The following is a 21988-nucleotide window of genomic DNA, read 5'->3' on the forward strand; positions in this document are numbered from 1 at the left end:
ACACACCTAGCCAAGCTAGGATAATGGTGGCGATCTGTGTTTTCTAATTAATAAAGACTGTAAGTCCATCAAAAAAGATGAATTAAACAGAATAAAAAAGCTTGTGGAAGAAAAAAATAGTACCTTTCTCCACAAGCTGAAGGAAAGCATTTAACTGCTTTCCTTCTTTAATTACCTTTTTTCAATTATCTTAAACCGCTGTTGAATCAGAAAATGTCTTCTGTATTTCTTTTACAATATTCTCTATAACATAAGGGTCGTCTGAATCGATTTCTTTGAAAGGACCCTCATATTCCAGAAGTGCATGGTTATAGCGCGGATCATAATAATGTACCAGTAATATCTCAATTAATTCTTTATAGTTTTTTTCTTCTAGGGCAAAAGAAAGGGATGGTGAAACATTATGATTGATCCGCTTTATCAGTTTTGTTACCTTCTCCCTGACTTCCTCTTCAAACCAGGCTTCACCTATAAAAGGTTGTACATATTCATTGAATATCCGTTCGACTCTTTTAGGTATTGAGCTTTTTACCAGGTAATGTATTCCATTCTGCTTTTTCTCGATCATTTCTTCCGGCTGGGCTGCCCGCCCGATTCTTTTGCTCTCCGCTTCAATGATAAAATAGTTGGAGCCTTTTATTTCATTTAGCCTTTCAAACAACAAAGCATCGAATGTTTTTTGATTGTGTGCCTCTCCCATCCCAATCATGCCAAAAATGGATCCTCTATGGTTTGCCATTTTTTCCAGATTAACAACGGGAAATCCCTTTTCCTGGAGAGCCTGTAATATGTCGGTTTTGCCAGTCCCTGTCATTCCATGCAGAACAATGGCCTTTTCGGGCAATAGTTGAGGGATTTTTTCCAAAATATATTCCCTGTATGCCCGATAACCGCCCTCGAGACGCAATGCAGGGATTCCTGCGTATTCAAGGAAGGATGCAACAGACCTGCTTCTCATCCCGCCTCTCCAACAATGAATCACAGGCTCAGCACCTGACTTCTTGAGGTCCTTTATTTCACTAAGCAAGTGAGGAAGCTTTGGAGAAACAATCTCCATAGCCCGCCATTTAGCAGCTTGTTCACCAGATTGCTTATAAAGCGTCCCTATCTCTTGTCTTTCCTCATCTGTGAATAATGGTATATTGACCGACCCAGGTATTGCCGAATCACGATGTTCAATTGGCGCCCTGACATCGACTGGTATAAATTCTTTTGAGCTAATTAATTCTTGTACTGATATGTCCTTCATTTCTCGATTGACCTCCATGGTCGCATGTTTGAAACTACATTTATTTATTGTACCTAAAACAAGCAGAGTTTTCACCATTATAACCTTAAAACAAACAATCCTTTCGTATTTTGAATAGAAAAAAACCGCAGAAGGTCTGCGGTTAACAAGAAAACTTTTTGCCAACTAGTACGCTGACTGCCTTGCAAAATTCTTTCCACTGGTTCGGAAAGGAGTCAAGACCTCTGCTTTCATAGGTTTTTCCTTTTGTTTTTAGTTTTACTGACCAACTGGTACCATCTACTACAATTCCTTCTGTTTGATAATCTTCTTCCCACTCCCATAACTTCAAAGGATACAGTTTCTTTTTAAAATCCTCCACGCTGCCAAATGTTTCTACTTTAAGCGGCCCGGAAGCTTTAGAGTCTAGATGCCATTCAAAGTAGGTAAAGATATTCCTTTTAAAATCGATCCTAACCCTCATTTCTGGGCCGGGATATCCATGCAATACAACCGTCATCATAATTGGTTCTTTATCAGGTCTTATTGAAACGATATCATCTTTTACCAGGAATAATTCGTTATTACTGCTAACAAGTGTTTTTATATATGATGGTTCAACTCTATCCTGCCTCTCACTAACAAGGTGATGATCTTGTTCACTCATTTCCTGGCATATCACTGGAATCGTCGCATTTCCTTTTTTTTCTAAAATATCGAGAATCGCTTCGTACATTTTCATCTCGTTCAACTTCCTTTATTAGTAACTAAATAGATTGTCATTTTTAATTTCAACCACCGAAAACTTTAAGTAAAGTATATACAACAAATATTCAATTGTACTGTAACAAATCGCACGCTTTTTTAAAAAAATATCTTATATGCATGTGACAAATTCAGTCATTTTTTTCATCAACCATCGTCTTATTGTAGTATCATGTCTTTTTCTGCGCTTTCCCGAGAAATAATTTTCAGAATAGACTGTCTTTATTACAAAGCATTCATCTCTTGTTCTTTACCAAATTTCATAGGTATCAAAAGGTTATGAAGTTTAAAAATAAGCGATAACTGGTATAAAAGAAAAAATCAGAAAAATTCTGGTTAAACAAATCAGGAGTGACTGAATATGATTGATCCGATGGCGAAGCAGTTCGAGAAGCCCAGGGGCATACTTGGAAAGCTTGCAGGGACGATAATGTATTTTGAAAATAGGAAAATTAATAGGTGGAGCATACAAAAGCTCCAGGTCCGTAAAAATGACCGGATATTAGAGATTGGCTTCGGTCCTGGATATGGCATTAAGACTTTAATGTCAAATTACCGCGGTATAGAAGTAGACGGAATAGACCTTTCTGAAAAAATGAAGAACGCTGCGACAAAAAGAAATAAAGAGTGGATTGAACATGGCAAAGTACATTTGACTATAGACGATGTTGGCAACTTTCAACCAGAACATAATTATAATAGAATCATTTCTGTAAATAATTACCCACTCTGGGACCAGCCACTGACTTCCTTAAGCCACCTACTCCGATTGTTGAAACAAGGAGGAAGAATCGTTCTTACTGTCCAGCCGCGCGAAGAAGGGTCGACGGCTCGGACAGCAAAACAATTGGGGGAACGAATGAAAATAGATTTACTTAATACCGGATTCAAAAACCCTGAAGTATCTTATCTTGAGGTAAGGCCTGTCTTGACAGTATGTGTCACTGCTGAAAAGAAATAGCCGCTGCTAGATATGCAGCGGCTATTTCTTTTCCGTTTTTTTACTATAGTTTTATCTTTTTACTACTGTATTCTGCTTTCCATAACTCTAGGTCAAACTAACCCCTTCAGCTGTACTCACGAGCTGTTTTATTCCAGGTAAATCTCCTTGTTCAAATAAATCGATAATTTTGCTTCCAACTATTACGCCATCACAATGCTTGCACACTTCTCTGACTTGTTCAGCATTTGAAACTCCGAACCCTGCCAGCACCGGGACTTTGCTAACACTTTTAATTGAATTTAGGAAAGCAGCAAGGTCCTCACTGAAATTGTTTCTTGCTCCAGTAATACCTGTTACGGTAACAGCATAAATGAATCCTGTTGCCCTGGAGCCGATTTCCTTTATTCTCTCAACTGGAGTTGTGAGCGTCACTAACCTGATTAAAGAAATTTCATGCTCCTCAAGTGCTGGAAGAATGAAATCTTCCTCCTCAAGCGGTAGGTCGGGGATAATGCAGCCTGATATACCAGCATTTGCAGCATCCTCTGCAAATCTTTTGATCCCATATGCTACGAGGGGATTCAAATAGGTCATTAGAATAAGAGGGATTGAGATTTCAGTTTTGAAGGTTTGAACCTTCTCCAGCACCTTTCTCAACGTAGTTCCTTTGCTAAGCGCCCGGATACCAGCTTCCTGGATTGTAGGTCCATCGGCAACAGGGTCAGAAAAGGGGATACCAATTTCTACGGCATCGGCACCACATTCTTGTAAAAATAACAGCTTTTCTTTTAGGGTTTCAAGCCCTCCATCTCCAGCCATTATATATGGAACAAAAGCCTTTTTTCCTTTTTTAGTCAGAGCCTTTTGAATCTTATCCATTATTCCATTCCTCCTATTCTATCTTTAATTGTCTGTACATCTTTATCCCCACGGCCAGATAAGCAGACAACGATACACTCATCTTTGCTCATCTTAGCGGCTAGTTTGACTGCGTATGCAATGGCATGTGCGCTTTCCAAAGCAGGGATGATTCCCTCTAGTTTTGAAAGCAGTTGAAAGGCATCAAGTGCTTCGTCATCCGTTACAGATTCATATGTGATTCTATTAATATCGTGCAGATAGCTGTGCTCAGGACCAATTCCAGGGTAGTCCAGACCAGCTGATATCGAGTGTGCCTCCTGAATTTGACCGTCCTCATCCTGGAGCAGATACATCATTGCACCGTGAAGGACGCCTGGCTTCCCTTTAGATAATGATGCTGCATGCTTATCAGTTGCCAGGCCGAGTCCTGCAGCCTCAACACCATAAATAGACACACTTTTATCCTCAATGAACGGATAGAATAAACCAATTGAATTGCTGCCGCCTCCAATACATGCAACAAGTGCATCAGGAAGCTTCCCTTCTTTTTCAAAAAATTGCTGTTTCGTTTCTTTCCCGATGACACTTTGAAAGTCACGGACCATTTTCGGGAACGGATGCGGACCCATTACTGATCCAAGGATATAGTGGGTATCGCGCACGTTTGTCACCCAGTAGCGAAGAGCTTCATTGACCGCATCCTTCAATGTCCCACTGCCTGCGTCAACACTTATTACTTTCGCGCCAAGGAGTTCCATCCTGAAAACATTTAATTGCTGCCGTCTGATATCCTCTTTGCCCATAAAAATCACACATTCCAGATTAAGCAAGGCACAGACTGTTGCAGTAGCAACTCCGTGCTGCCCCGCTCCTGTCTCAGCGACAATCTTTCGCTTTCCCATCCTGACTGCCAGCAAGGCCTGCCCGACAGTATTATTGATTTTATGGGCTCCGGTGTGGTTAAGATCCTCTCGCTTGAGATAGATTTTAGCCCCGCCAGCATGTTCGGTGAGGTTGCCTGCCAGGTATAATGGAGTTTCTCTTCCAACGTAATCCTTCATTAACTTTTGCAGTTCGGCATGGAACTCTTCATCTGCCAAAGCTCTGTTGTATTCCTTCTCCAATTCAAGAACAGCATGCATCAGCGTTTCGGGTACGAACCTTCCTCCATAATTTCCAAAGTGCCCTTTTTCGTCCGGCAAATTATAAGTATTAATAGTCATTCAATCTTCCTCCCTCTCTTTTTTTGCATTATTTATAAAATCTATTATTTTACCTAAATCTTTTTCTCCGTTTGTTTCTACACCACTGCTGACATCAACCATCAATGGGTTGATTTTTGCGATCGCTTTACTGATATTCTGTGGGTCCAGTCCACCCGCCAAAATGATATTTGTCTTTGACTTCCCGATTGCTTTTGCCAGATTCCACTCAAAACTAGAGCCGTTTCCTCCCCGATATTCTGCTGGAGGGCTGTCAAGGAGGATATAGTCAGCTATTATAGTGTCAATTTTTTTTAGGTCTTCCGGTGACTTAACGGAAACAGCCTTAATTAACGGCAGCCCTATTGCACGATAGTCTTCAGGGATCTCATCACCATGAAGCTGAATATGTGTTAGGCCGGCAGTTTCGGCGATTCGCTTTATTTCTGCAGCAACCTCGTTCACAAAGACTCCTACCTTCCAGACATGTTCCGGTACGTCCGCAATGACCTGTTGTGCCTGGAGAACTGTTATTCGCCGTTTACTTTCTGCAAAGACAAATCCAAGAGCATCGGCACCATTCTCAACAGCATGGCTCGCTGCTTCAACCGTTTTAATGCCACAAATCTTAACCTTCATACAGTTCCCCCACAATAGGGACAGAGAACTGGCTGAAAGTATTTTTAATATCTGATGAAGTCATTAAAGTTTCGCCAATCAATACTCCACTTGCACCAGCAGCTGCTGCACGGACGATGTCGTCCCTTGTTTTCATGCCGCTTTCACTGATCAGAAACGCTCCTGCTTTTTTTACAAGCGGTCCGAGCTTCTCGGTGTTTACGAGATTGACCTCGAATGATTTTAAATCGCGATTATTGATCCCGATAATTTCAGCTTTTATATGGAGAGCTTTTTCCAGATCTGCTTCATCATGGATTTCAACGAGGCACTCGAGCCCTTTTTCAGAGGCATACTCGTATAGCTCTGCCAATTTCTCTTGAGACAATGCCGATGCTATGAGCAAAATGACATCTGCTCCGGCGGAACGGGCCAGGTCTATTTGAATTTGATCAACGATAAAATCCTTGCAAAGAACCGGAAGATCCACTGCTTCTCTGACTTTTTTCAAATCAGTGAGAGATCCTTTAAAACCTTTTTCATCCGTTAACACCGATATAGCCGATGCACCTGCCCGGGCATAAAGTATTGCCTGCTGAGCAGGATCCAAAGAAAGATTGATGTCTCCTTTCGAAGGTGATGCCCTTTTAAATTCTGAAATGATGGCGACATTGCTTGCCTCTCTTAAGGCTTTTAGCAATGAGCGTGGCTTCGAAGAAATATCAGATATATCCTTGGCTGACTTCCTCAGCTCTTCCACCTCAACTTTTTTTCTTTCAATGATTGAATCAAGTATTGTCCCCATCTCATCCTACCGCCTTTTTATTTCGACTACTGATGCTGATTAAGTTCTCCAGTTTGGTCAATGCCCTGCCTGAATCGATGCTTTCCGCTGCCAGGTCCACTCCTTGAAGAATCGATTCTGCCTTTCCGGCGGTATAAATTCCAAGACCTGCGTTCAGCAGCACAGTATCCCGGTGTGCGCCTTTATTGCCTTTAAGGACCTGGAGCAAAATTTCTGCATTATCGCGTGCATCCCCTCCCCGGATCCTGCTGTTTTCGTATACTGGCAAGTTCACTTCTTCAGGCTGAAGCCTGATGTGCTTGATTTCTCCTTCTGAAACGATGACCATTTTGTTTTCACCCGCAAGAGATGCTTCATCCATTCCTCCTGCTCCGTTAATTACGATGGCTCGCTTCCTGTTCAGGTTTGCCAGCACATGGGCAAACTTATCGAGCAAATCCCTGCGATAAATTCCTAGCAACTGGTAATCGAGCTGTACAGGATTTGTCAGAGGTCCAATTAAATTGAAGATCGTCGGAATTTTCAGGTCCCTTCTTACCTTCATTATTTGTTTAAGTTTTGGATGGACATGGGGTGCAAAAAGGAAAGCAATCCCATTCTGTTCAAGAATTTCTTCTGTTTCTTCTGGAGAGAATTCAAGGCTGACACCGAGCGCCTCCAATACATCCGCGCTTCCTGTCTTGCTCGAAACGCTTCTGTTTCCATGCTTTGCTACTGTAATCCCGGCGCCGGCAATAACAAATGCGGAAGTAGTACTTATGTTGAAGCTTTTTGATCCATCTCCTCCTGTTCCGCAATTATCAAGAACATTCGGTATATTTTTTGTAAAAGTAAGGGCATGCTTTCTGATGGCTTTTACCAGCCCTGATACTTCCTCAGCCGTTTCTCCTTTTGACTTGAGACCTGTCAAAAATGATGCGATTTCGGCATCTGTTGTATCCTGGGTGAAAATTTGCTGGAGAGCATCTTCCATTTCAATTTCCAGCAATGATTTCCCTTCAACCAACTTTTCAAGATAATGTTTCATAAGCTTTTGTCTCCTTTCTTATTTCAGAGAGAAAATTCGATAATATTTTCTTTCCGCTCTTCGTTCCAATTGATTCCGGATGAAACTGAAGACCATACAACGGATATTGTTTATGCTTGATTGCCATGATTTCCTGGTCATCAGCCGCTTCAGCCAGCACCTCAAAATCTTCATTAAGCGTCATACGGTCGATTACCAAAGAGTGATATCGCATTACTTCAGGATGTTCCTCGAGATTATTCATTAGCGAAGTGCCTGTATGCAGCAGTTTGGACTCCTTGCCATGCCTGATTTTTTTAGCCTTGATGATCGAACAGCCAAATGCATGGGCTATTGCCTGGTGGCCAAGACATATACCAAGAATAGGGATTAATGGCGCCAATTGTTTAACAGTCTCGCCACAGATTCCGGCTTGTTCTGGCCTGCCTGGACCCGGAGAAAGGACAATTGCCTCAGGTTCCATTCGTGAGATTTCCTGAACCGATATCTTATCGTTCCTGACTGTTTTCACTTCAGCACCCAGTTCGCTTAGATACTGGTAAAGGTTATAGGTGAATGAATCGTAATTATCGATCAGTAGGATCATTGGCTGCCTCCATCAATGCTTTTAATTTATGGCTTGTTTCATCAAACTCTTTCGTCGGGTCAGAGTCATATACAATGCCTGCACCTGCCTGGAGATATCCTTTGCCATCCTTGACAACCATTGTTCTGATCGCCAGGGCAAAATCCATGCTTCCACAAGAAGAAAAGTAACCGACTGCTCCTGAATAGACACCTCTTTTTTCAGCTTCAAGCTCGTTGATGATTTGCATCGCCCGAATTTTCGGTGCACCTGACACTGTTCCTGCAGGGAGGCATGCCGCAAGGCCATCAATCGGGTGGGCACCTGGCAAGAGTCTCCCGCTCACTTCCGAGACGAGATGCATGACAAACTGATACCTTTCTACAGCCAGGAATTTATCAATTTTGACACTGCCGACTTCACATATCCTGCCTAAATCATTCCTTGAGAGATCGACGAGCATCTTATGTTCAGCCAGTTCCTTTTCATCCTCTTTCAATTCTAATTCCAGTTCTAAATCCTCATCTGCGGATATTCCCCTCGGCCTGGTACCTGCAATCGGGTTGGCAATCATCGTTCCATCCCTGTACTTTACGAGGCTTTCAGGGGACGTGCCGGCAACAACATAATTTTCAAAGTCAATAAAGTACATATAAGGGGAGGGATTATCCACTCGCAGCTTTCGATAGAACGAAAATGGATCTCCTTTTGCATCACCTGCTAGCCTTCTTGACAGCACAACCTGAAAGATTTCTCCCTCTTCGATCAGGCTTTTTGCGGTCCTGACCGATTTCTCAAACTCCTCCCTGTTTTGCGATGCTTTAAAATCTGAAAGTGAAAATCGATTGACAGGCTGTTTTTTAATTGGCGAATCAAGTTCTTTTTTTCGTTTCTTTATTTTCTTAATAAGATCGTCAGTGCTGTATCCTGGAAACGGAATGCCGATCAGATTGATTTTTTGTTTAAGATGGTCAAATACGATGACTTCATTGAAGAACATCAAATGCGCTTCTGGCATATCCAGAGGATCTTCTTTAAGCGGCCCAATTTCTTCAAAATCGCGGATGAAATCATAGCTTACAAAACCGACACCGCCTCCTATGAAAGGAATATCAAATTCAGGGACTACTTTAGGAAGCATTTCTTTCAGCGCCTCGGAAAACGTACCCTGTACTCGCTCCTTAACGCCTTTTCTTGCCAGATAAGTCTTACCCTTTTCATTCAAGAGCTCGTAAACGGGATCACAGCCAATGAAAGAAAAACGGCCGGAATCATTATGTTTATGGGAACTTTCCAGAAGGAATTTTTTCTTACCGGAAATCATTTGATAGACGGATATTGGAGTTAACGTATCTCCCTCAATTTCCTCGATAAAAACATCTGGTGCTTCTACATTCATATAAATCCTCCTTTAGAAAATAAAAAAGTCCCCTATACATGCACAAAGATTGTGCTGTATAGAGGACGATTACGATTGGACCGCGGTGCCACCTCATATTGGAGCCTGAGACTCCCTCTCTTCAGGTACAGGAAACTAAAAAAGTTTCGTTATACCCTATCCTTTTAACGGCGGAATCCCGGGCAAGCCCTACTGTTGTTTCAGGCTGCCTCTCGCAAGGCCATTCAGCAAGTATTTCTGTACCGGTTCACACCTTACCCGGCTCTCTGCAACAGAAATCATCCTGCTTACTCTTCTTGCTCATCGAGTTTACATAATAAAATTATTGGTATATTAGGAAAAACAAAAAGGGTCCCCCATCCTTATTGATTACAATAAGGACGAGAGACCCGTGGTGCCACCTTAATTAGCTGTATAACAGCTCACTTAACAGCATCGAGCACAGAATGCTTAATGCCTGCCTTTTATAACGATAAGGTCATTTCGCCAGAGCCTACTGCCTAAAGGGTTCGGTCTGGAAGCTCGGAAGTCCATTCGCTGGTACAGTTACACTGATTCCCACCAACCATCAGCTCTCTAAAGTACCTGATCCAGTTACTACTCTTCGTCATCGCTCATTAATATATTATTCATTATATTAAAGCGGTAATTCGCAAATGTCAAACAAAAAATGTAATATTTTAATTTTTCTGCTTTAAAAGTTTCTCAAGGTTTCCCTTCCAGTCTTCTGCAAGTTCCTCAATTCCCAAGAGTTCTTCAATCGCCTGGTAATCCTTCCTCTTGTGAAAATAAATTTCATTAGCCCTTAAAATCGAAAACTTATTTTGCTTCCTCTCTAAGAAATTAATTTCGGAGTCCTCATAAACCATACCCTCTTGAAGAACACGGAAAAAATAGCCGGTATAGCCAGTCTCGACTACTCTTTTCAGCAGCGTGTCAATTTGGTTATTCTTCGAAATCTTTGAACACGGAATCCTTCCCTGTGTCACCTGGAGCACAGCTTCTCCAAGCTTGTATGTATCTCCTATATAGATATCAGCTTCCAACATTCCTGGGGCTGAAATATTCTCGCCAAAGGTTGGAGGTGCTAATTCCTTTCCGAATTCAACAGACCATTTTGAATAATGCTCTGCAGGATAAAAACAAACCACTCTGTCAGGTCCTCCGTGAAATTCTGTCGCTGCCACGCCATCTCCCTGAAAGGATTCCTTTGATAGGAACGCTTGTGTCACGCCTTTTTTCCCAATCGCTGATAGTTCTTCTTTCCCATCCCAGGTCCTAAGTTCCGGCTTCCCGACATTCAGGTACAATATTTGGGTCATGATTCCACCAACCTTCAAGCCTTTTCCAATTATTTTATCCTTTTTACTCTAAAAACTCCATAAGGATATTTCACAGAAAAAACCTTTCCCATAAAAAGACATCTGTTTTTTCTATTGTTTAAGTCCACACTAAAAATAGTACGAAAAAAGGCAGGTTACGATCATGAATTATATTGAAAACTTGTTTCCAAAAGCCGGAGGAGTTTCGAATAAAAAAGAAAAGGATGCAAAGAAGGATAGTGCCAATAATCAAAAATGGGCAATTGTCTCGATCGCATCCATTCCACTCGTGATGACACTTGGAAATTCGATGCTGATTCCAGTTTTGCCTGTCATGGAGAAGAAGATGGGTATTTCCGCCTTTCAATCGAGCCTGATCATAACCGTATATTCAATAGTAGCGATATTTTTAATCCCGTTAGCCGGGTATTTATCTGATCATATTGGTCGAAAGAAAGTCATAATTCCAAGCCTGATCATCACTGGAATTGGCGGCACAATATCAGGGTGGGCCTCATGGCAAATGAACGATGGATACTGGGTTGTCTTAATCGGAAGAGCCTTGCAGGGCGTTGGAGCAGCCGGTGCTTTTCCAATCGTTTTGCCATTGGTTGGAGATATGTTCAAAAACGATGATGAAGTAAGCGGAGCTCTTGGAGAAATCGAAACTGCTAACACACTTGGAAAGGTTCTCAGCCCAGTATTAGGGTCATTCCTGGCAGGAATCATCTGGTTTATCCCGTTCTTTTCAATACCCGTTTTCTGTGCCCTGTCAATAATCATGATGATCTTCCTGGTTAAAAGTCCAAAAAAGAAACAAGAACCATTGCCATTCAAGGATTTTATTAAGAAAATAAAATTGATTTTCACTGAAAATGGGCGTTGGCTGTATGCCATCTTTTTTATTGGTGCGATTGTCATGTTCGTGTTGTTTGGAGTCTTATTTTATCTGTCCGATATTCTGGAGAACAAATATGGTATAAAGGATTTGAAAAAAGGACTGGTTCTTGCCCTGCCATTAGGGGCTCTATGCCTTTCATCATTTATCACAGGTAAAGTAATAAAAAAGAATATGGTCCTTATGAAGTGGATTACGTTCTCCAGCTTAGTTTTGCTTGGTGTAGCAGTGGCCCTCCTGAGTTTTTCAAGAGAGCTATGGTTTTTGATTTCCATGTTCCTTGTTGCCGGCATAGGTATAGGTGCAAGCCTGCCGCCACTGGATGCCTTAATCACTGAGAGTATTGAAAAAGAAGAACGAGGTACCATCACATCCATATATAGCTCAATGAGGTTCATAGGAGTGGCCGCAGGTCCTCCCATCATCGCTCTTATGATGAAAAATTCAAATAAACTAATGTTCATTATCCTAACCACTTTAAGCATCGCTGCCGCTCTAGCAACATTTCTTGCCATAAAACCAGATAAAAAAGAGGCGTAAAAACGCATTGTCTAATTGAACAATGCGTTTTTCAACGCCCGTCAGGTTGCTCTTCCAAAAACTTCTCAATCTCAGTGTTAAAATCCTGCCATTTCTTAACTGGAACTTGATGTGAGACTTTTGGAATAATGGCTTTTTGAAAATGTCCCAACTCTCTTTCATAGGCCCTTATGTGCTGGTTGATGAAATCTCTCGAACCATAAATAAGCAGCAAAGGCACATTTAAATTTTTCAGTCTTCCGCTGCAAGAGTAGTTCAATGATTCGTTGTAAAAGTGGAACCATGTATTCAAATCTGCCTTCAACATATGTTCAATAAGTTCAGTCCTGTAATTCTTATCAAAGGTATGTGCAGTTGCAATTACCTTTGCCAGCGTTTTAGGGGAATTTTTCACGAGATACATTCCCATCAAATGCTCATATTTCAATGCGGGTGATTGTACCTCTGCAAAGCCCCCAGAAAGGATAAGCGATTTAGTTCTTTCCGGGTATGTCAGGGAAAATTCCTGTGCGATGCTGCCTCCGGAAGAATAGCCGCACAACGTGACTTTTTCCAGTCCTATAGAATCGACCAGTCTCAAGACTTCTTCGGCATACTTTTGGATTGTAACCCTTTCTAGTACAGCTGTTGAATCACCATGACCGCTTAAGTCAGGAAGGATCAGTCTATATCGTTGGCTCAGTGGCCTTTGGAATCGAAACACCTTTCTTCCCATTCCCGGTGGGTGTAAAAAGATAATTGGACTTCCTTGCCCAATCTCTTCGTAAAAGAGATCACCATACTCTAAATTGCATAAAGTCACTCGCCATTCACTCCCTATGCATGGATTAACATAACTTCCTCAGTATAACCAAATGGCAAAACATCTCATGCATAAAGGTGCTTATACTCGTGACTTTAACAGCCCTGTATGGTATCCTTGTATTGTATATTTGTACAGAATGACTGCCGGTGATGGCCCACCGACAGTCTCCGCAATAGCCGTTTCCTTAGAGGATCGGCAAAGAAGCAGTTGGACCTCTCACTGTATTACAGTAAAGGGAGGTCTATTTTTTTTGGCTCAACGTTAGGATTGCGAGGATCAAACTGGCAAATGAAAACATCGCCATAAAGGTCTCGAATACCGTCAAAGGCATCACCCCCTTCCTGCGGGGCTAGCCGACCACCCTTGTGATTTGACTATTGCTTCTTAAGTATAACATAACCTTGTCCAAAATAAGAACATTCGTTCTATTATGAAGAAAAATTAGGGCTAAGATACTAGAAGAAATGGAATCTATCTAGTATCCGCCAGGTTCAGTTTGTCTTCAATCTAGGCTTGCCAGGATCACAGTCCGGTTGATTCATAGAGGCCGCTTCTGCGAATTTAGATAAATAATAGCATTCTTCCCTGAACATATGGTCAGCCATTAGCGGAGCAAAGCTTCCCAATGCCTGTTCAGTTAACTCCAGCTCCTTTAACTCATCAAGAAATTTCATGAACAGTTGAATTTCCAATGATACCTCTTGATTCATTCTTTGCAAAGCTGGAAAGGAAGTTAAATTCGTTCGCAGGTAACCAGTCATCTCCACTGCTTTTAAATAGAAATCCTCAAAATGCTTCATATATTTCTCACTCTTTGCTTTCAGACGCTTTTCAACCTGATCAAGGTTACTTTGAATTGCACCTGCATGGCCTGCCGCATCAAGCAGCCAGACAGTATGATGGTGCAATTCGTGAAATACCGGGGGTACCTCACCCCTTTTAAGATACTCAAGAACTCTGAATATATTCTTCAACCTCATTGACCATATGGTTGATAAAAGTAGGGCCAAAATGAATTTTTACATTGCCTGTCAGCATTTTTTCTATCAGGTCAAGCTTAAATTGCCTGAGTTTCTTCGCTTCTTCGTCCGCTCTCATGCTCAAGTGAATGAGATCGGTTGTTTCCACTCTTTGCAGCAGCCTGTCAAAAGTATTAATAAAGTACTTTGCCGTTTCTATTTCCTCCTGCTCTACAGGCACCAGCGCCTCATGCAGGAATCTCCCGTGGTCACCAAGAACCTGTAGCCAAAAACGGTGCTCATACAGGGCAGCACTGTTGAAATCCCTCTCCATCCCCTTTTCCTCCTTCAGAAATCACTTCATAAAAGCTTATATGCAAAGCAATGTAAATATTCATGGTCAAACAAAAAGGCCTGCAGACTTTTTTACTCTGCAGGCCTTACGTTTTATTTTGTAACTGGTTTCTTTAATATTCCAAGCAAGATTGCCGTAACGACAGAACCGATAAGAATTGCTGCCAGGTACAACAGCCATCCTCCTTCAACGAGCGGTACTACGAACAATCCGCCGTGTGGAGCTCTCAGTCCAATGTTAAACATCATCGTCAATCCGCCGGCAACAGCTGATCCAGCCATTACTGAAGGAATAACGCGCAGTGGATCTGCTGCTGCGAATGGGATAGCACCTTCCGTAATGAAAGACAGTCCCATAATATAGTTGGCCTTTCCTGCATCCTGGTCTTGCTTGCTAAACTTCTTTTTAAAGAAAGTTGTCGCAAGTGCGATCCCAAGTGGAGGCACCATACCTGCCGCCATGATCGCGGCCATAGGCTCATATACACCGTTTGCAAGCAAGCCAGTTCCAAAAACGTATGCTGCTTTATTAACTGGTCCGCCCATGTCGAATGCCATCATTAAACCCAAAACAATACCAAGCACTACAGCATTCCCAGTTCCTAATCCAGAAAGCCAGTCTGTGATTGCCTGATTCAGGGCACCGACTGGTTTGTTTACCAAGAACAACATGATGAATCCTGTTAAAGCAATACCGAACAATGGATACAAAAGAATTGTCTTGATCCCCTCTAGTGAAGCAGGCAATCCAGCGAATAATTTCTTTAGTCCCAAGACGAGATAACCAGCAAGGAAGCCGGCTACCAATCCGCCAAGGAATCCACCTCCACCAGTTGCTGCAAGCAATCCACCGACCATACCCGGAGCAAAACCTGGTCTGTCAGAAATACTTAGTGCGATGAAGCCTGCAAGAATTGGCACTAGTAATCCAAACGCACCGCTTCCTCCGCCTATGTCCATCAACGCTTTGGCAATCGGGTGATAAGATGGATCATCTGGATTAAAGGCGTTATAGCCAAACATGAATGAAATTGCGATTAAGATACCGCCTCCGACAACGAAAGGAAGCATATTCGATACACCATTCATCAGATGCTTATAGACTCCGCCCCGACTTTCTTTCTTTTCTGCCGCTGCATTGCCTGATGCCTTGTATAGTGGAGCATCCTTTTTGACAGCCTTTTCAATGAGGTCCTTTGGTTTGCGGATTCCGTCCGCTACAGGTACATCAATTAATGGCTTTCCTGCGAATCGGTCCATATCAACCTTTGTATCAGCCGCAATGATGACTGCTTCTGCGTTTTCAATGTCTTCCTGTGTAAGGACATTTTTTGCTCCGCCAGAGCCATTCGTTTCAACTTTGATATCAACGCCCATTTCAGCCGCTTTCGCTTTTAATGAATCAGCAGCCATATAAGTGTGAGCTATTCCAGTAGGGCATGCAGTTACTGCTACGATAAATTTTTTATTGTTCCTTTCGACCTTCTCTTCGGTTTCTTCCTGATCATAGCTGTTAATGATGCCAATGACATCATCAGCCGTTTTTGCCCCGAGAAGTTTTTCACGTGCATCGGCATTCATCAAAATAGAGGAAAGTCGCGCAAGTGCTTCAAGATGAGTATTGTTCGCGCCTTCAGGTGCTGCAATCATGAAGAACAGGTGTGCAGGCTGTCCATCCAACGATTCATAATCGATTCCAGCCTCTGACCGGCCAAATACAATTGCCGCATCCTTCACGACTGAAGTTTTCGCGTGTGGAATAGCAATCCCGTCCCCTACGCCTGTGGTGCTTTGTTGTTCACGTTTTAAGATTGCTTCTTCAAAAGCATTGCGGTCTGTAATTTTCCCCGCCCGCTCCAGAACTTCTACAAGCTCATTCACTGCATCTTGCTTTGATTCAGCACTCATGGATAACAGAATCGTCTCTCTAGTCAGCAGTTCTGTAATTCTCATGTTTTCTCCCCCTTACTAGTTTTTTTGTATTTTTACTTCTTGAAGAAGTTGTTCAACTTTATCAGGTGTACATAATCCGATTGAAAACGCAGTTGCGCTTCCGGATGCAACACTATAGCGGAATGCTTCTTTTCGATCACCAGTTTTTAGATACTGCGCCACGAAACCAGCCACCATTGAGTCGCCAGCGCCCACTGAGCTTTTGACTTCACCTTGAGGAACATCAGCTTTATAGGCGTCGTTTTCATTAATATATACGGCACCTTTCTCAGCCAATGAAACGATGACATTTTTAGCACCAGCTTCAACAAGTTTCTTTCCGTAAAAAATGGCTTCCTCAGCATCAGTAATTTCCCTGTTGAAGAACTGCCCCAACTCATGATGATTCGGCTTGATCAGAAAAGGCCTGTGGCCGAGAATGTTTTTCAGCAAATCACCTTCTGCATCCACAATCACTTCTGCTCCTGTATCCTTGCAGATTTGGACTATCTCTTCATATATGGAATCAGGCATGCTGGAGGGAATGCTTCCAGCAAGGATCAGAAAATCGCCATTTCCAAGCAACATAATCTGCTCCTTCAATGACTCTATTGCCATTGTTGAGATTTCAGGGCCGCGGGCATTTATTTCTGTTTCTGTTCCGGCCTTAAGCTTTACGTTAATACGTGTATCACCTTCAACATTGACAAATCTTGTTTGCACACCTTCCCGATTAAGAAACTCCTCGACATACTTGCCGGTGAAGCCTCCAATAAAACCTGTTGCCTTGCTTTCAACACCAAGGGAACGCAGGACCCTTGAAACGTTAATCCCTTTACCGCCCGGAAGCTTTGTTTCGTTTGCACTTCTATTCAAACTGCCTAGTTGGATTTCATCGGCTTCAACGATGTAATCAACTGATGGATTAAGAGTAAGAGTGTATATCATGTTGTCACAACCTTTATTGAAGTTTTGCTCGTATATTGCCCCTTATGATCCTCATCAATTGTATTGGTGATGATCGTTGCTTCATGTAAGTCTGCTATTTTCGCGAATGTAATCTCTGAAAACTTACTGTCATCAGCAAGAACAAAGGATTCTCGAGATAAAGTCATCGCTTTTTGCTTGATCATTGCTTCTTCCTGATCCGGTGTCGTATACCCTGAATGAGGATGGATACCATTCACTCCGAGGAAGCATTTATCAAAGCGGTACTGTTCAAGGCTAGCCAGAGCTCCTCTTCCGATGATCGCATTCGTTTTTGGCTTGGCATAACCGCCTATCACATATGTTTCAATATTTCTTTCAAGAAGCTTCGGTAAATGCATGAGACCATTGGTGACCACTACAATATCTTTAACCTGAAGAGAACTGATCATCTCGAAAACAGTTGATCCGGCATCAAGATAAATACTGTCACCTTCTTCTACAAGACTTGCAGCATATTGAGCGATCTGCTTTTTTTCCTGAAGGAATTTGGTGGACTTTTCATCCATGCTTGGCTCCTGGAGTTTGCCCCTTAATCTGGCTGCTCCGCCATGCACTCTTTTCAGGAACTTACCTTCCTCAAGAATTGTCAGGTCGCGGCGAATGGTTGATTCAGAAGCTTCAGTGAGATCAACTATTTCCTGTATTTTTACTATTGGTTTTTCTTTAATCATTTGTAAGATGAGCTGGTGGCGCTCAGGTGTTAACATGAGCCATTCCTCCTATTTGCTTCGTATTTTCATCATAATGTAATCGATTTCAAAAATCAATCATTTTCTTTCAAAAACAATCATTTTTAATCAAATTTGAAGTTTTCGCGAATGTTTTTGACAGTTATCAGAAAATAAAAAAACCTCCATAACGGAGGTTCTCTCAATAGTGTCCCTATAATATTAACGCCTTGATACCCTGGTATCCAAAATAAACTCCAAAACCAAGCAAAGAGAGGCCAGACAATATTGAAATAGCCCTCAAACTGCTATAATTCAAAAACCTCCTGAAGCCGGTCGTTATCGCCGCGACAAAAATATCCCACAATGCCAGGCCAAGAAAAATCATACTGCTATAAATCAAAAGGTCTGTACGTCCATAGTTGCTGGCTGTTTTTGCAAGTACCGAACCATAGATTCCTAGCCAGAAAAGGATTGATAAAGGACTGCTGATCGACATGATAAATCCCGTAAGGAAACATTTTAGCATCGATTCTTTACCACGGCTGAAAGCTAGATCAATGTTATTCGCCTTTACAATACATTCTATTCCAGAGTAGATAAGGACGAATCCGCCAAATAACCAAAGGAATATTTGAATGATAGGCATGTCCAAAAAATTCACAAGACCTAAATAGATTAACAGCATAAAAATAGCATCGGCAATCATTGAACCTGTCCCTACAATCCAGGCATGCCAAAAACCATTTTTGATCCCCTTATCCAACCTGGCTGAATTTACCGGACCAATCGGGGCTGCCAATGTTAATCCAAGGAAAATATAACTGACTAGTAAACTGACACTCAAGACCTCGTCCCCCAACACACAAAAACTTTGTACATTGTATGTTTGAGAATCCAATCCTAATACTACCTGTCCAATTTTTAAAAGATAGATTGAAAGATAATAATAATTGTATTCCATAGTTTCTATGCTATAATTCTTATATAAATACGCGGGTGTGGCGGAATCGGCAGACGCGCTAGATTCAGGTTCTAGTGGTGGCAACACCGTGGAGGTTCAAGTCCTCTCATCCGCATACAGAAAAGGTGCCTATACAATGGGCACTTTTTTTGTTTAAAAAACTCTTTTTGTAAACTCTGTTTCTTTCCCCGCCATTAGCAAACACAAATATTTACGCCTAATCACTTATGGAGAGTAAAGAACAGAAGAACAGAGCCTCAAAGCCTGAGGGAAACAACCTTTGGAAAAAGCAAAAAACAGCCTGGATATCCATCCAGACTGTTTTCACCTTATGATTATCCGATTAGATTCTGGCTATGGTTGTTAACCACTTCAAGAACCTTAGTTGTCTGCTCCATATCACTTTGACAAATTGGGCAAGCGGGGACATTGCTGCTTTTAAAGTTGTCGCGAACCCAGCAATTGCAATCATCAGAAGTACATACCCATACTTTCGTTTCAGCGGTTACGATCTCTTCAGGCGGTTTTCTTCCAAATGCCATTTCCTCACGCTCCTATAGGTTTAGTTATGGTTCTTCTCAATTTCGAAGCCTTTCAACACAATCCAGTTGATTATCAGGATCTTTAAACTGTGCAAGCAACAAAATATTCGGAAAGACCTTATCATCCGTTCGATTGATAAAAAAATTCATTTATTATAAAAAGCTGGCAATGTAACTTTTTATAATAAATGAATGATCCGAAAGTTGATATCTATTCCATTTTACCACACTTTCTTATTTTTACCAAAAGTGACACTCCGGTAGTGCCTGCGCAACAGTTACTAGTATATTCTTTCCCTCCAGAATTTATTAAGACTGCTTTAAAAAAATAATCAATTTATACAAAAATAGGTTGTACGCCTTCAGAAGTCTGAATAGAAATAGTACAAGCAAATTACGCTTTGACTATTGGAGGTATTTTAAAAGTGAATGTCTTCTTAGGTTATATTTTTCTTGGATTATCACTCGCCGCCCCGATTGGGCCAGTAAATGCAGCGCAGATGGACAAAGGAATCAAGAGCGGTTTTTTCCAGGCATGGCTTCTTGGCCTAGGCGCCCTGACAGCAGATATTATCTATATGTTGACTGTCTATCTTGGAGTTGTAAAATATCTCGAGACTCCGTTCATGCAATCTTTCCTCTGGTTGTTTGGATTCTTTGTCTTGATGTACACAGGCATAGAAACAATCATGAGTTCTGGAAAAATCGTAATGGATAATCGAAGTGAGGATTCTGGTTTCAAGTCATTTTTATCCGGGTTTATCATGTCCATTTCCAATCCACTGACAATCTTATTTTGGCTGGGAATTTACGGGTCTGTCCTTGCAAAGACAGCTTCCTCCTATGGAACTGGCGAACTTGTCATTTACAGCTTTGGCATCATACTAGGCCTTGTTCTCTGGGATATCATTATGGCCGCTATTTCCAGCAGCTTCCGTAAGCTACTTACAACAAGGTTACTGACTTTCATTTCCCTTATATCCGGACTATCATTAATTGGCTTTGCCCTGTTTTTTGGCTATCAAGCGTTGAAGCTTTTCCTTTGAAAAAGAATGCCCTGGTGTTGGGACGTCACATATCATGAAAAGCTGTCACAATAACAACCGATTCTTGACAGCTATGACCTCGTATCCTGAAAAGCTGTCACAATAACAACCGATTCTTGACAGCTTTGGGCTTTACATCCTGAAACCTGTCATAATAATCACGTTTTCTTGACAGCTTTGAGCTATACACCCTGAAACCTGTCACAATAACGGCGGATTCTTGACAGCTTTGAGCTCTTCACCCTTGAAACCTGTCATAATAATCACGTTTTCTTGACAGCTTTGAGCTTTACACCCTGAAACCTGTCACAATAACGGCGGATTCTTGACAGCTTTGGGCTTTACACCCTGAAACCTGTCACAATAACGGCGTTTTCTTGACAGCTTTGAGCTTTACACCTTGAAACCTGTCATAATAATCACGTTTTCTTGACAGCTTTGAGCTATACTCCCTGAAACCTGTCACAATAACGGCGGATTCTTGACAGCTTTGAGCTTTACATCCTGAAACCTGTCATAATAATCACGTTTTCTTGACAGCTTTGAGCTATACACCCTGAAACCTGTCATAATAATCACGTTTTCTTGACAGCTTTGAGCTCTTCACCCTGAAACCTGTCACAATAACGGCGGATTCTTGACAGCTTTGAGCTCTTCACCCTTGTAACCTGTCACAATTATCACGTCTTCTTGACAGCTTTGAGCTATACACCCTGAAACCTGTCATAATAATCACATTTTCTTGACAGCTTTGAGCTCTTCATCCTGAAACCTGTCATAATAACCACGTTTTCTTGACAGCTTTGACCTCGTATCCTAAAAAGCTGTCACAATAGCACTGGATTTTCTTTTTTACAATCGCGAATGTGGTATTTGTCTCTATCCCAGCGCATGCAAAGGGGCTATAAAGACCGGTTATATTCTCAGTTTCTGTCCGAGCACATTAAACGGATGAGTTAAAAAAATAAGTTTCGGGTTTCATTTTCCACATACACCCCGTTTTCATAAGTCCTGATAGCTGCTCTCTATCCTGCATTCTTTCTCTTAGCTGCGAATTCCTTGATTGTTTTTGATGTTTTCGATATATAATAGAGGTGACAAAATTAAAAGGATGAGCATTCATGAATATTATCGGACATACTGTCGAGCTCCTTGAAGATCCATTTGGACTTCTTATAGGGAATAGATATGAATATTTTTTAACGATCGAGGTAGACGAAGAGGACGAGCTCTATACTGATAAAGGCCTGCTTTTGAAGGTGCTTTTCCTGGATAATGGAGAAGAAAGACGGATCCTGCAGAGCTATTTCATTGAACAGGAAACAGAAAAGGTTCTTGATTTTGAACTTGAGGATGATGAAGTCATCCAAATAAAAAAGTATTGCGAGGAAAACATACCTGCCGAGGATGAAACAGAAGAGGAAACAAATTAAAAAGAGCAGATATCTGCTCTCAGCTTGTGGAGAAAGGTACTATTTTTTTCTTCCACAAGCTTTTTTATTCTGTTTAATTCATCTTTTTTGATGGACTTACAGTCTTTATTAATTATAAAACA

The 21988-nt window shown here is 41.6% G+C and carries 21 protein-coding genes, 1 tRNA gene, 1 pseudogene and 2 other annotated features; of the genes and pseudogenes, 5 read left to right on the forward strand and 18 right to left on the reverse strand.

Annotation, left to right across the window (positions count from 1 at the left end; translation table 11 throughout):
- Nucleotides 1-190 precede the first annotated feature (190 nt).
- A complete protein-coding gene (gene mnmH, locus ACH0QE_RS07380) occupies nucleotides 191-1249 on the reverse strand; it encodes a tRNA 2-selenouridine(34) synthase MnmH (protein WP_415800061.1) in 1059 nt (352 codons plus the stop codon).
- 142 nt (nucleotides 1250-1391) lie between these two features.
- Nucleotides 1392-1970, reverse strand: a complete 579-nt coding sequence (locus ACH0QE_RS07385; RefSeq protein ID WP_415800062.1) for a hypothetical protein — start codon at nucleotides 1968-1970, stop codon at nucleotides 1392-1394.
- A 384-nt stretch (nucleotides 1971-2354) separates the two neighbouring features.
- On the opposite strand from ACH0QE_RS07385, the gene ACH0QE_RS07390 reads away from it, so the two are divergent.
- On the forward strand, nucleotides 2355-2954 hold the full coding sequence (locus tag ACH0QE_RS07390; RefSeq protein ID WP_415800063.1) for an SAM-dependent methyltransferase: 600 nt from the start codon (nucleotides 2355-2357) through the stop codon (nucleotides 2952-2954).
- Nucleotides 2955-3041: 87 nt separating this feature from the next.
- Here ACH0QE_RS07390 and trpA read toward each other — a convergent pair whose 3' ends face one another.
- The 8 genes from trpA to ACH0QE_RS07430 all read right to left on the reverse strand — a co-directional run bounded on the left by trpA (nucleotide 3042) and on the right by ACH0QE_RS07430 (nucleotide 10735).
- The gene (gene trpA, locus ACH0QE_RS07395) at nucleotides 3042-3815 is read right to left on the reverse strand and encodes a tryptophan synthase subunit alpha (RefSeq protein ID WP_415800064.1); all 774 of its coding nucleotides are present in this window, start codon (nucleotides 3813-3815) and stop codon (nucleotides 3042-3044) included.
- Entirely contained in the window at nucleotides 3815-5020 is a 1206-nt protein-coding gene (gene trpB / locus ACH0QE_RS07400; protein ID WP_415800065.1) for a tryptophan synthase subunit beta, read from the reverse strand. Before trpB ends, trpA begins: the two co-directional genes overlap by 1 nt.
- Nucleotides 5021-5638 (reverse strand): phosphoribosylanthranilate isomerase, encoded by a 618-nt coding sequence (locus ACH0QE_RS07405; RefSeq protein ID WP_415800066.1) that lies wholly within the window; start codon nucleotides 5636-5638, stop codon nucleotides 5021-5023.
- Nucleotides 5628-6422 carry an indole-3-glycerol phosphate synthase TrpC gene (gene trpC / locus ACH0QE_RS07410; protein WP_415800067.1) on the reverse strand — a complete coding sequence of 265 codons (795 nt, stop codon included), beginning with the start codon at nucleotides 6420-6422 and terminating at the stop codon, nucleotides 5628-5630. The genes ACH0QE_RS07405 and trpC overlap by 11 nt, the downstream gene beginning before the upstream one ends.
- A 1-nt stretch (nucleotide 6423) precedes the next feature.
- Nucleotides 6424-7449, reverse strand: a complete 1026-nt coding sequence (gene trpD / locus ACH0QE_RS07415; RefSeq protein WP_415800068.1) for an anthranilate phosphoribosyltransferase — start codon at nucleotides 7447-7449, stop codon at nucleotides 6424-6426.
- Nucleotides 7433-8035, reverse strand: coding sequence for an anthranilate synthase component II (locus ACH0QE_RS07420; RefSeq protein WP_415800069.1), 603 nt, complete (start codon nucleotides 8033-8035; stop codon nucleotides 7433-7435). Before ACH0QE_RS07420 ends, trpD begins: the two co-directional genes overlap by 17 nt.
- The gene (gene trpE / locus ACH0QE_RS07425; protein ID WP_415800070.1) at nucleotides 8016-9413 is read right to left on the reverse strand and encodes an anthranilate synthase component I; all 1398 of its coding nucleotides are present in this window, start codon (nucleotides 9411-9413) and stop codon (nucleotides 8016-8018) included. The genes ACH0QE_RS07420 and trpE overlap by 20 nt, the downstream gene beginning before the upstream one ends.
- 58 nt (nucleotides 9414-9471) lie before the next feature.
- Nucleotides 9472-9726 (reverse strand) — a binding site (T-box leader).
- Between the two features lie 60 nt (nucleotides 9727-9786).
- Nucleotides 9787-10033, reverse strand: a binding site (T-box leader).
- A gap of 60 nt (nucleotides 10034-10093) precedes the next feature.
- Nucleotides 10094-10735, reverse strand: coding sequence for an MOSC domain-containing protein (locus tag ACH0QE_RS07430; RefSeq protein ID WP_415800071.1), 642 nt, complete (start codon nucleotides 10733-10735; stop codon nucleotides 10094-10096).
- 163 nt (nucleotides 10736-10898) lie between these two features.
- On the opposite strand from ACH0QE_RS07430, the gene ACH0QE_RS07435 reads away from it, so the two are divergent.
- Nucleotides 10899-12173 (forward strand): MFS transporter, encoded by a 1275-nt coding sequence (locus tag ACH0QE_RS07435; protein ID WP_415800072.1) that lies wholly within the window; start codon nucleotides 10899-10901, stop codon nucleotides 12171-12173.
- A 31-nt stretch (nucleotides 12174-12204) separates the two neighbouring features.
- Here ACH0QE_RS07435 and ACH0QE_RS07440 read toward each other — a convergent pair whose 3' ends face one another.
- The 7 genes and pseudogenes from ACH0QE_RS07440 to ACH0QE_RS07470 all read right to left on the reverse strand — a co-directional run bounded on the left by ACH0QE_RS07440 (nucleotide 12205) and on the right by ACH0QE_RS07470 (nucleotide 18728).
- Nucleotides 12205-12975, reverse strand: a complete 771-nt coding sequence (locus ACH0QE_RS07440; protein ID WP_415800073.1) for an alpha/beta fold hydrolase — start codon at nucleotides 12973-12975, stop codon at nucleotides 12205-12207.
- Between the two features lie 244 nt (nucleotides 12976-13219).
- On the reverse strand, nucleotides 13220-13309 hold the full coding sequence (locus ACH0QE_RS07445) for a putative holin-like toxin (RefSeq protein WP_225649917.1): 90 nt from the start codon (nucleotides 13307-13309) through the stop codon (nucleotides 13220-13222).
- A 160-nt stretch (nucleotides 13310-13469) separates the two neighbouring features.
- A pseudogene (locus ACH0QE_RS07450) lies at nucleotides 13470-14271 on the reverse strand (DUF2935 domain-containing protein).
- Between the two features lie 113 nt (nucleotides 14272-14384).
- The gene (locus tag ACH0QE_RS07455) at nucleotides 14385-16244 is read right to left on the reverse strand and encodes a PTS fructose transporter subunit IIABC (RefSeq protein ID WP_415800074.1); all 1860 of its coding nucleotides are present in this window, start codon (nucleotides 16242-16244) and stop codon (nucleotides 14385-14387) included.
- Nucleotides 16245-16259: 15 nt separating this feature from the next.
- A complete protein-coding gene (gene pfkB / locus ACH0QE_RS07460; protein ID WP_415800075.1) occupies nucleotides 16260-17171 on the reverse strand; it encodes a 1-phosphofructokinase in 912 nt (303 codons plus the stop codon).
- On the reverse strand, nucleotides 17168-17920 hold the full coding sequence (locus ACH0QE_RS07465) for a DeoR/GlpR family DNA-binding transcription regulator (protein ID WP_415800076.1): 753 nt from the start codon (nucleotides 17918-17920) through the stop codon (nucleotides 17168-17170). Before ACH0QE_RS07465 ends, pfkB begins: the two co-directional genes overlap by 4 nt.
- 175 nt (nucleotides 17921-18095) lie before the next feature.
- Nucleotides 18096-18728, reverse strand: coding sequence for a LysE family transporter (locus ACH0QE_RS07470; protein ID WP_041967497.1), 633 nt, complete (start codon nucleotides 18726-18728; stop codon nucleotides 18096-18098).
- 148 nt (nucleotides 18729-18876) lie between these two features.
- Here ACH0QE_RS07470 and ACH0QE_RS07475 point away from each other — a divergent pair.
- Nucleotides 18877-18960 (forward strand) — tRNA-Leu (locus ACH0QE_RS07475).
- Between the two features lie 220 nt (nucleotides 18961-19180).
- Here the strand turns inward: ACH0QE_RS07475 and ACH0QE_RS07480 are convergent.
- Complete coding sequence (locus tag ACH0QE_RS07480; protein WP_041967496.1) at nucleotides 19181-19387, reverse strand: cold-shock protein; 207 nt, start codon at nucleotides 19385-19387, stop codon at nucleotides 19181-19183.
- 425 nt (nucleotides 19388-19812) lie between these two features.
- On the opposite strand from ACH0QE_RS07480, the gene ACH0QE_RS07485 reads away from it, so the two are divergent.
- Together ACH0QE_RS07485 and ACH0QE_RS07490 are read left to right on the forward strand one after the other, a co-directional pair.
- A complete protein-coding gene (locus tag ACH0QE_RS07485) occupies nucleotides 19813-20433 on the forward strand; it encodes a LysE family transporter (protein WP_415800077.1) in 621 nt (206 codons plus the stop codon).
- Between the two features lie 1121 nt (nucleotides 20434-21554).
- Nucleotides 21555-21866 (forward strand): DUF6509 family protein, encoded by a 312-nt coding sequence (locus tag ACH0QE_RS07490; protein ID WP_415800078.1) that lies wholly within the window; start codon nucleotides 21555-21557, stop codon nucleotides 21864-21866.
- Nucleotides 21867-21988 lie beyond the last annotated feature (122 nt).

This window comes from Mesobacillus sp., assembly GCF_047739415.1.
Lineage (GTDB): Bacteria > Bacillota > Bacilli > Bacillales > Cytobacillaceae > Mesobacillus.

Bases quoted from the DNA above. Each gene is read 5' to 3' on its own strand.
- pfkB (WP_415800075.1), bottom strand. From the start codon at position 17,171: ATGATATACACTCTTACTCTTAATCCATCAGTTGATTACATCGTTGAA.
- trpE (WP_415800070.1), bottom strand. From the start codon at position 9,413: ATGAATGTAGAAGCACCAGATGTTTTTATCGAGGAAATTGAGGGAGAT.
- mnmH (WP_415800061.1), bottom strand. From the start codon at position 1,249: ATGAAGGACATATCAGTACAAGAATTAATTAGCTCAAAAGAATTTATA.
- ACH0QE_RS07435 (WP_415800072.1), top strand. From the start codon at position 10,899: ATGAATTATATTGAAAACTTGTTTCCAAAAGCCGGAGGAGTTTCGAAT.
- ACH0QE_RS07465 (WP_415800076.1), bottom strand. From the start codon at position 17,920: ATGTTAACACCTGAGCGCCACCAGCTCATCTTACAAATGATTAAAGAA.
- ACH0QE_RS07385 (WP_415800062.1), bottom strand. From the start codon at position 1,970: ATGAAAATGTACGAAGCGATTCTCGATATTTTAGAAAAAAAAGGAAAT.
- trpA (WP_415800064.1), bottom strand. From the start codon at position 3,815: ATGGATAAGATTCAAAAGGCTCTGACTAAAAAAGGAAAAAAGGCTTTT.
- ACH0QE_RS07390 (WP_415800063.1), top strand. From the start codon at position 2,355: ATGATTGATCCGATGGCGAAGCAGTTCGAGAAGCCCAGGGGCATACTT.
- ACH0QE_RS07430 (WP_415800071.1), bottom strand. From the start codon at position 10,735: ATGACCCAAATATTGTACCTGAATGTCGGGAAGCCGGAACTTAGGACC.
- ACH0QE_RS07455 (WP_415800074.1), bottom strand. From the start codon at position 16,244: ATGAGAATTACAGAACTGCTGACTAGAGAGACGATTCTGTTATCCATG.
- trpD (WP_415800068.1), bottom strand. From the start codon at position 7,449: ATGAAACATTATCTTGAAAAGTTGGTTGAAGGGAAATCATTGCTGGAA.
- ACH0QE_RS07405 (WP_415800066.1), bottom strand. From the start codon at position 5,638: ATGAAGGTTAAGATTTGTGGCATTAAAACGGTTGAAGCAGCGAGCCAT.
- ACH0QE_RS07490 (WP_415800078.1), top strand. From the start codon at position 21,555: ATGAATATTATCGGACATACTGTCGAGCTCCTTGAAGATCCATTTGGA.
- ACH0QE_RS07420 (WP_415800069.1), bottom strand. From the start codon at position 8,035: ATGATCCTACTGATCGATAATTACGATTCATTCACCTATAACCTTTAC.
- ACH0QE_RS07480 (WP_041967496.1), bottom strand. From the start codon at position 19,387: ATGGCATTTGGAAGAAAACCGCCTGAAGAGATCGTAACCGCTGAAACG.
- trpC (WP_415800067.1), bottom strand. From the start codon at position 6,422: ATGGGGACAATACTTGATTCAATCATTGAAAGAAAAAAAGTTGAGGTG.
- trpB (WP_415800065.1), bottom strand. From the start codon at position 5,020: ATGACTATTAATACTTATAATTTGCCGGACGAAAAAGGGCACTTTGGA.
- ACH0QE_RS07445 (WP_225649917.1), bottom strand. From the start codon at position 13,309: ATGCCTTTGACGGTATTCGAGACCTTTATGGCGATGTTTTCATTTGCC.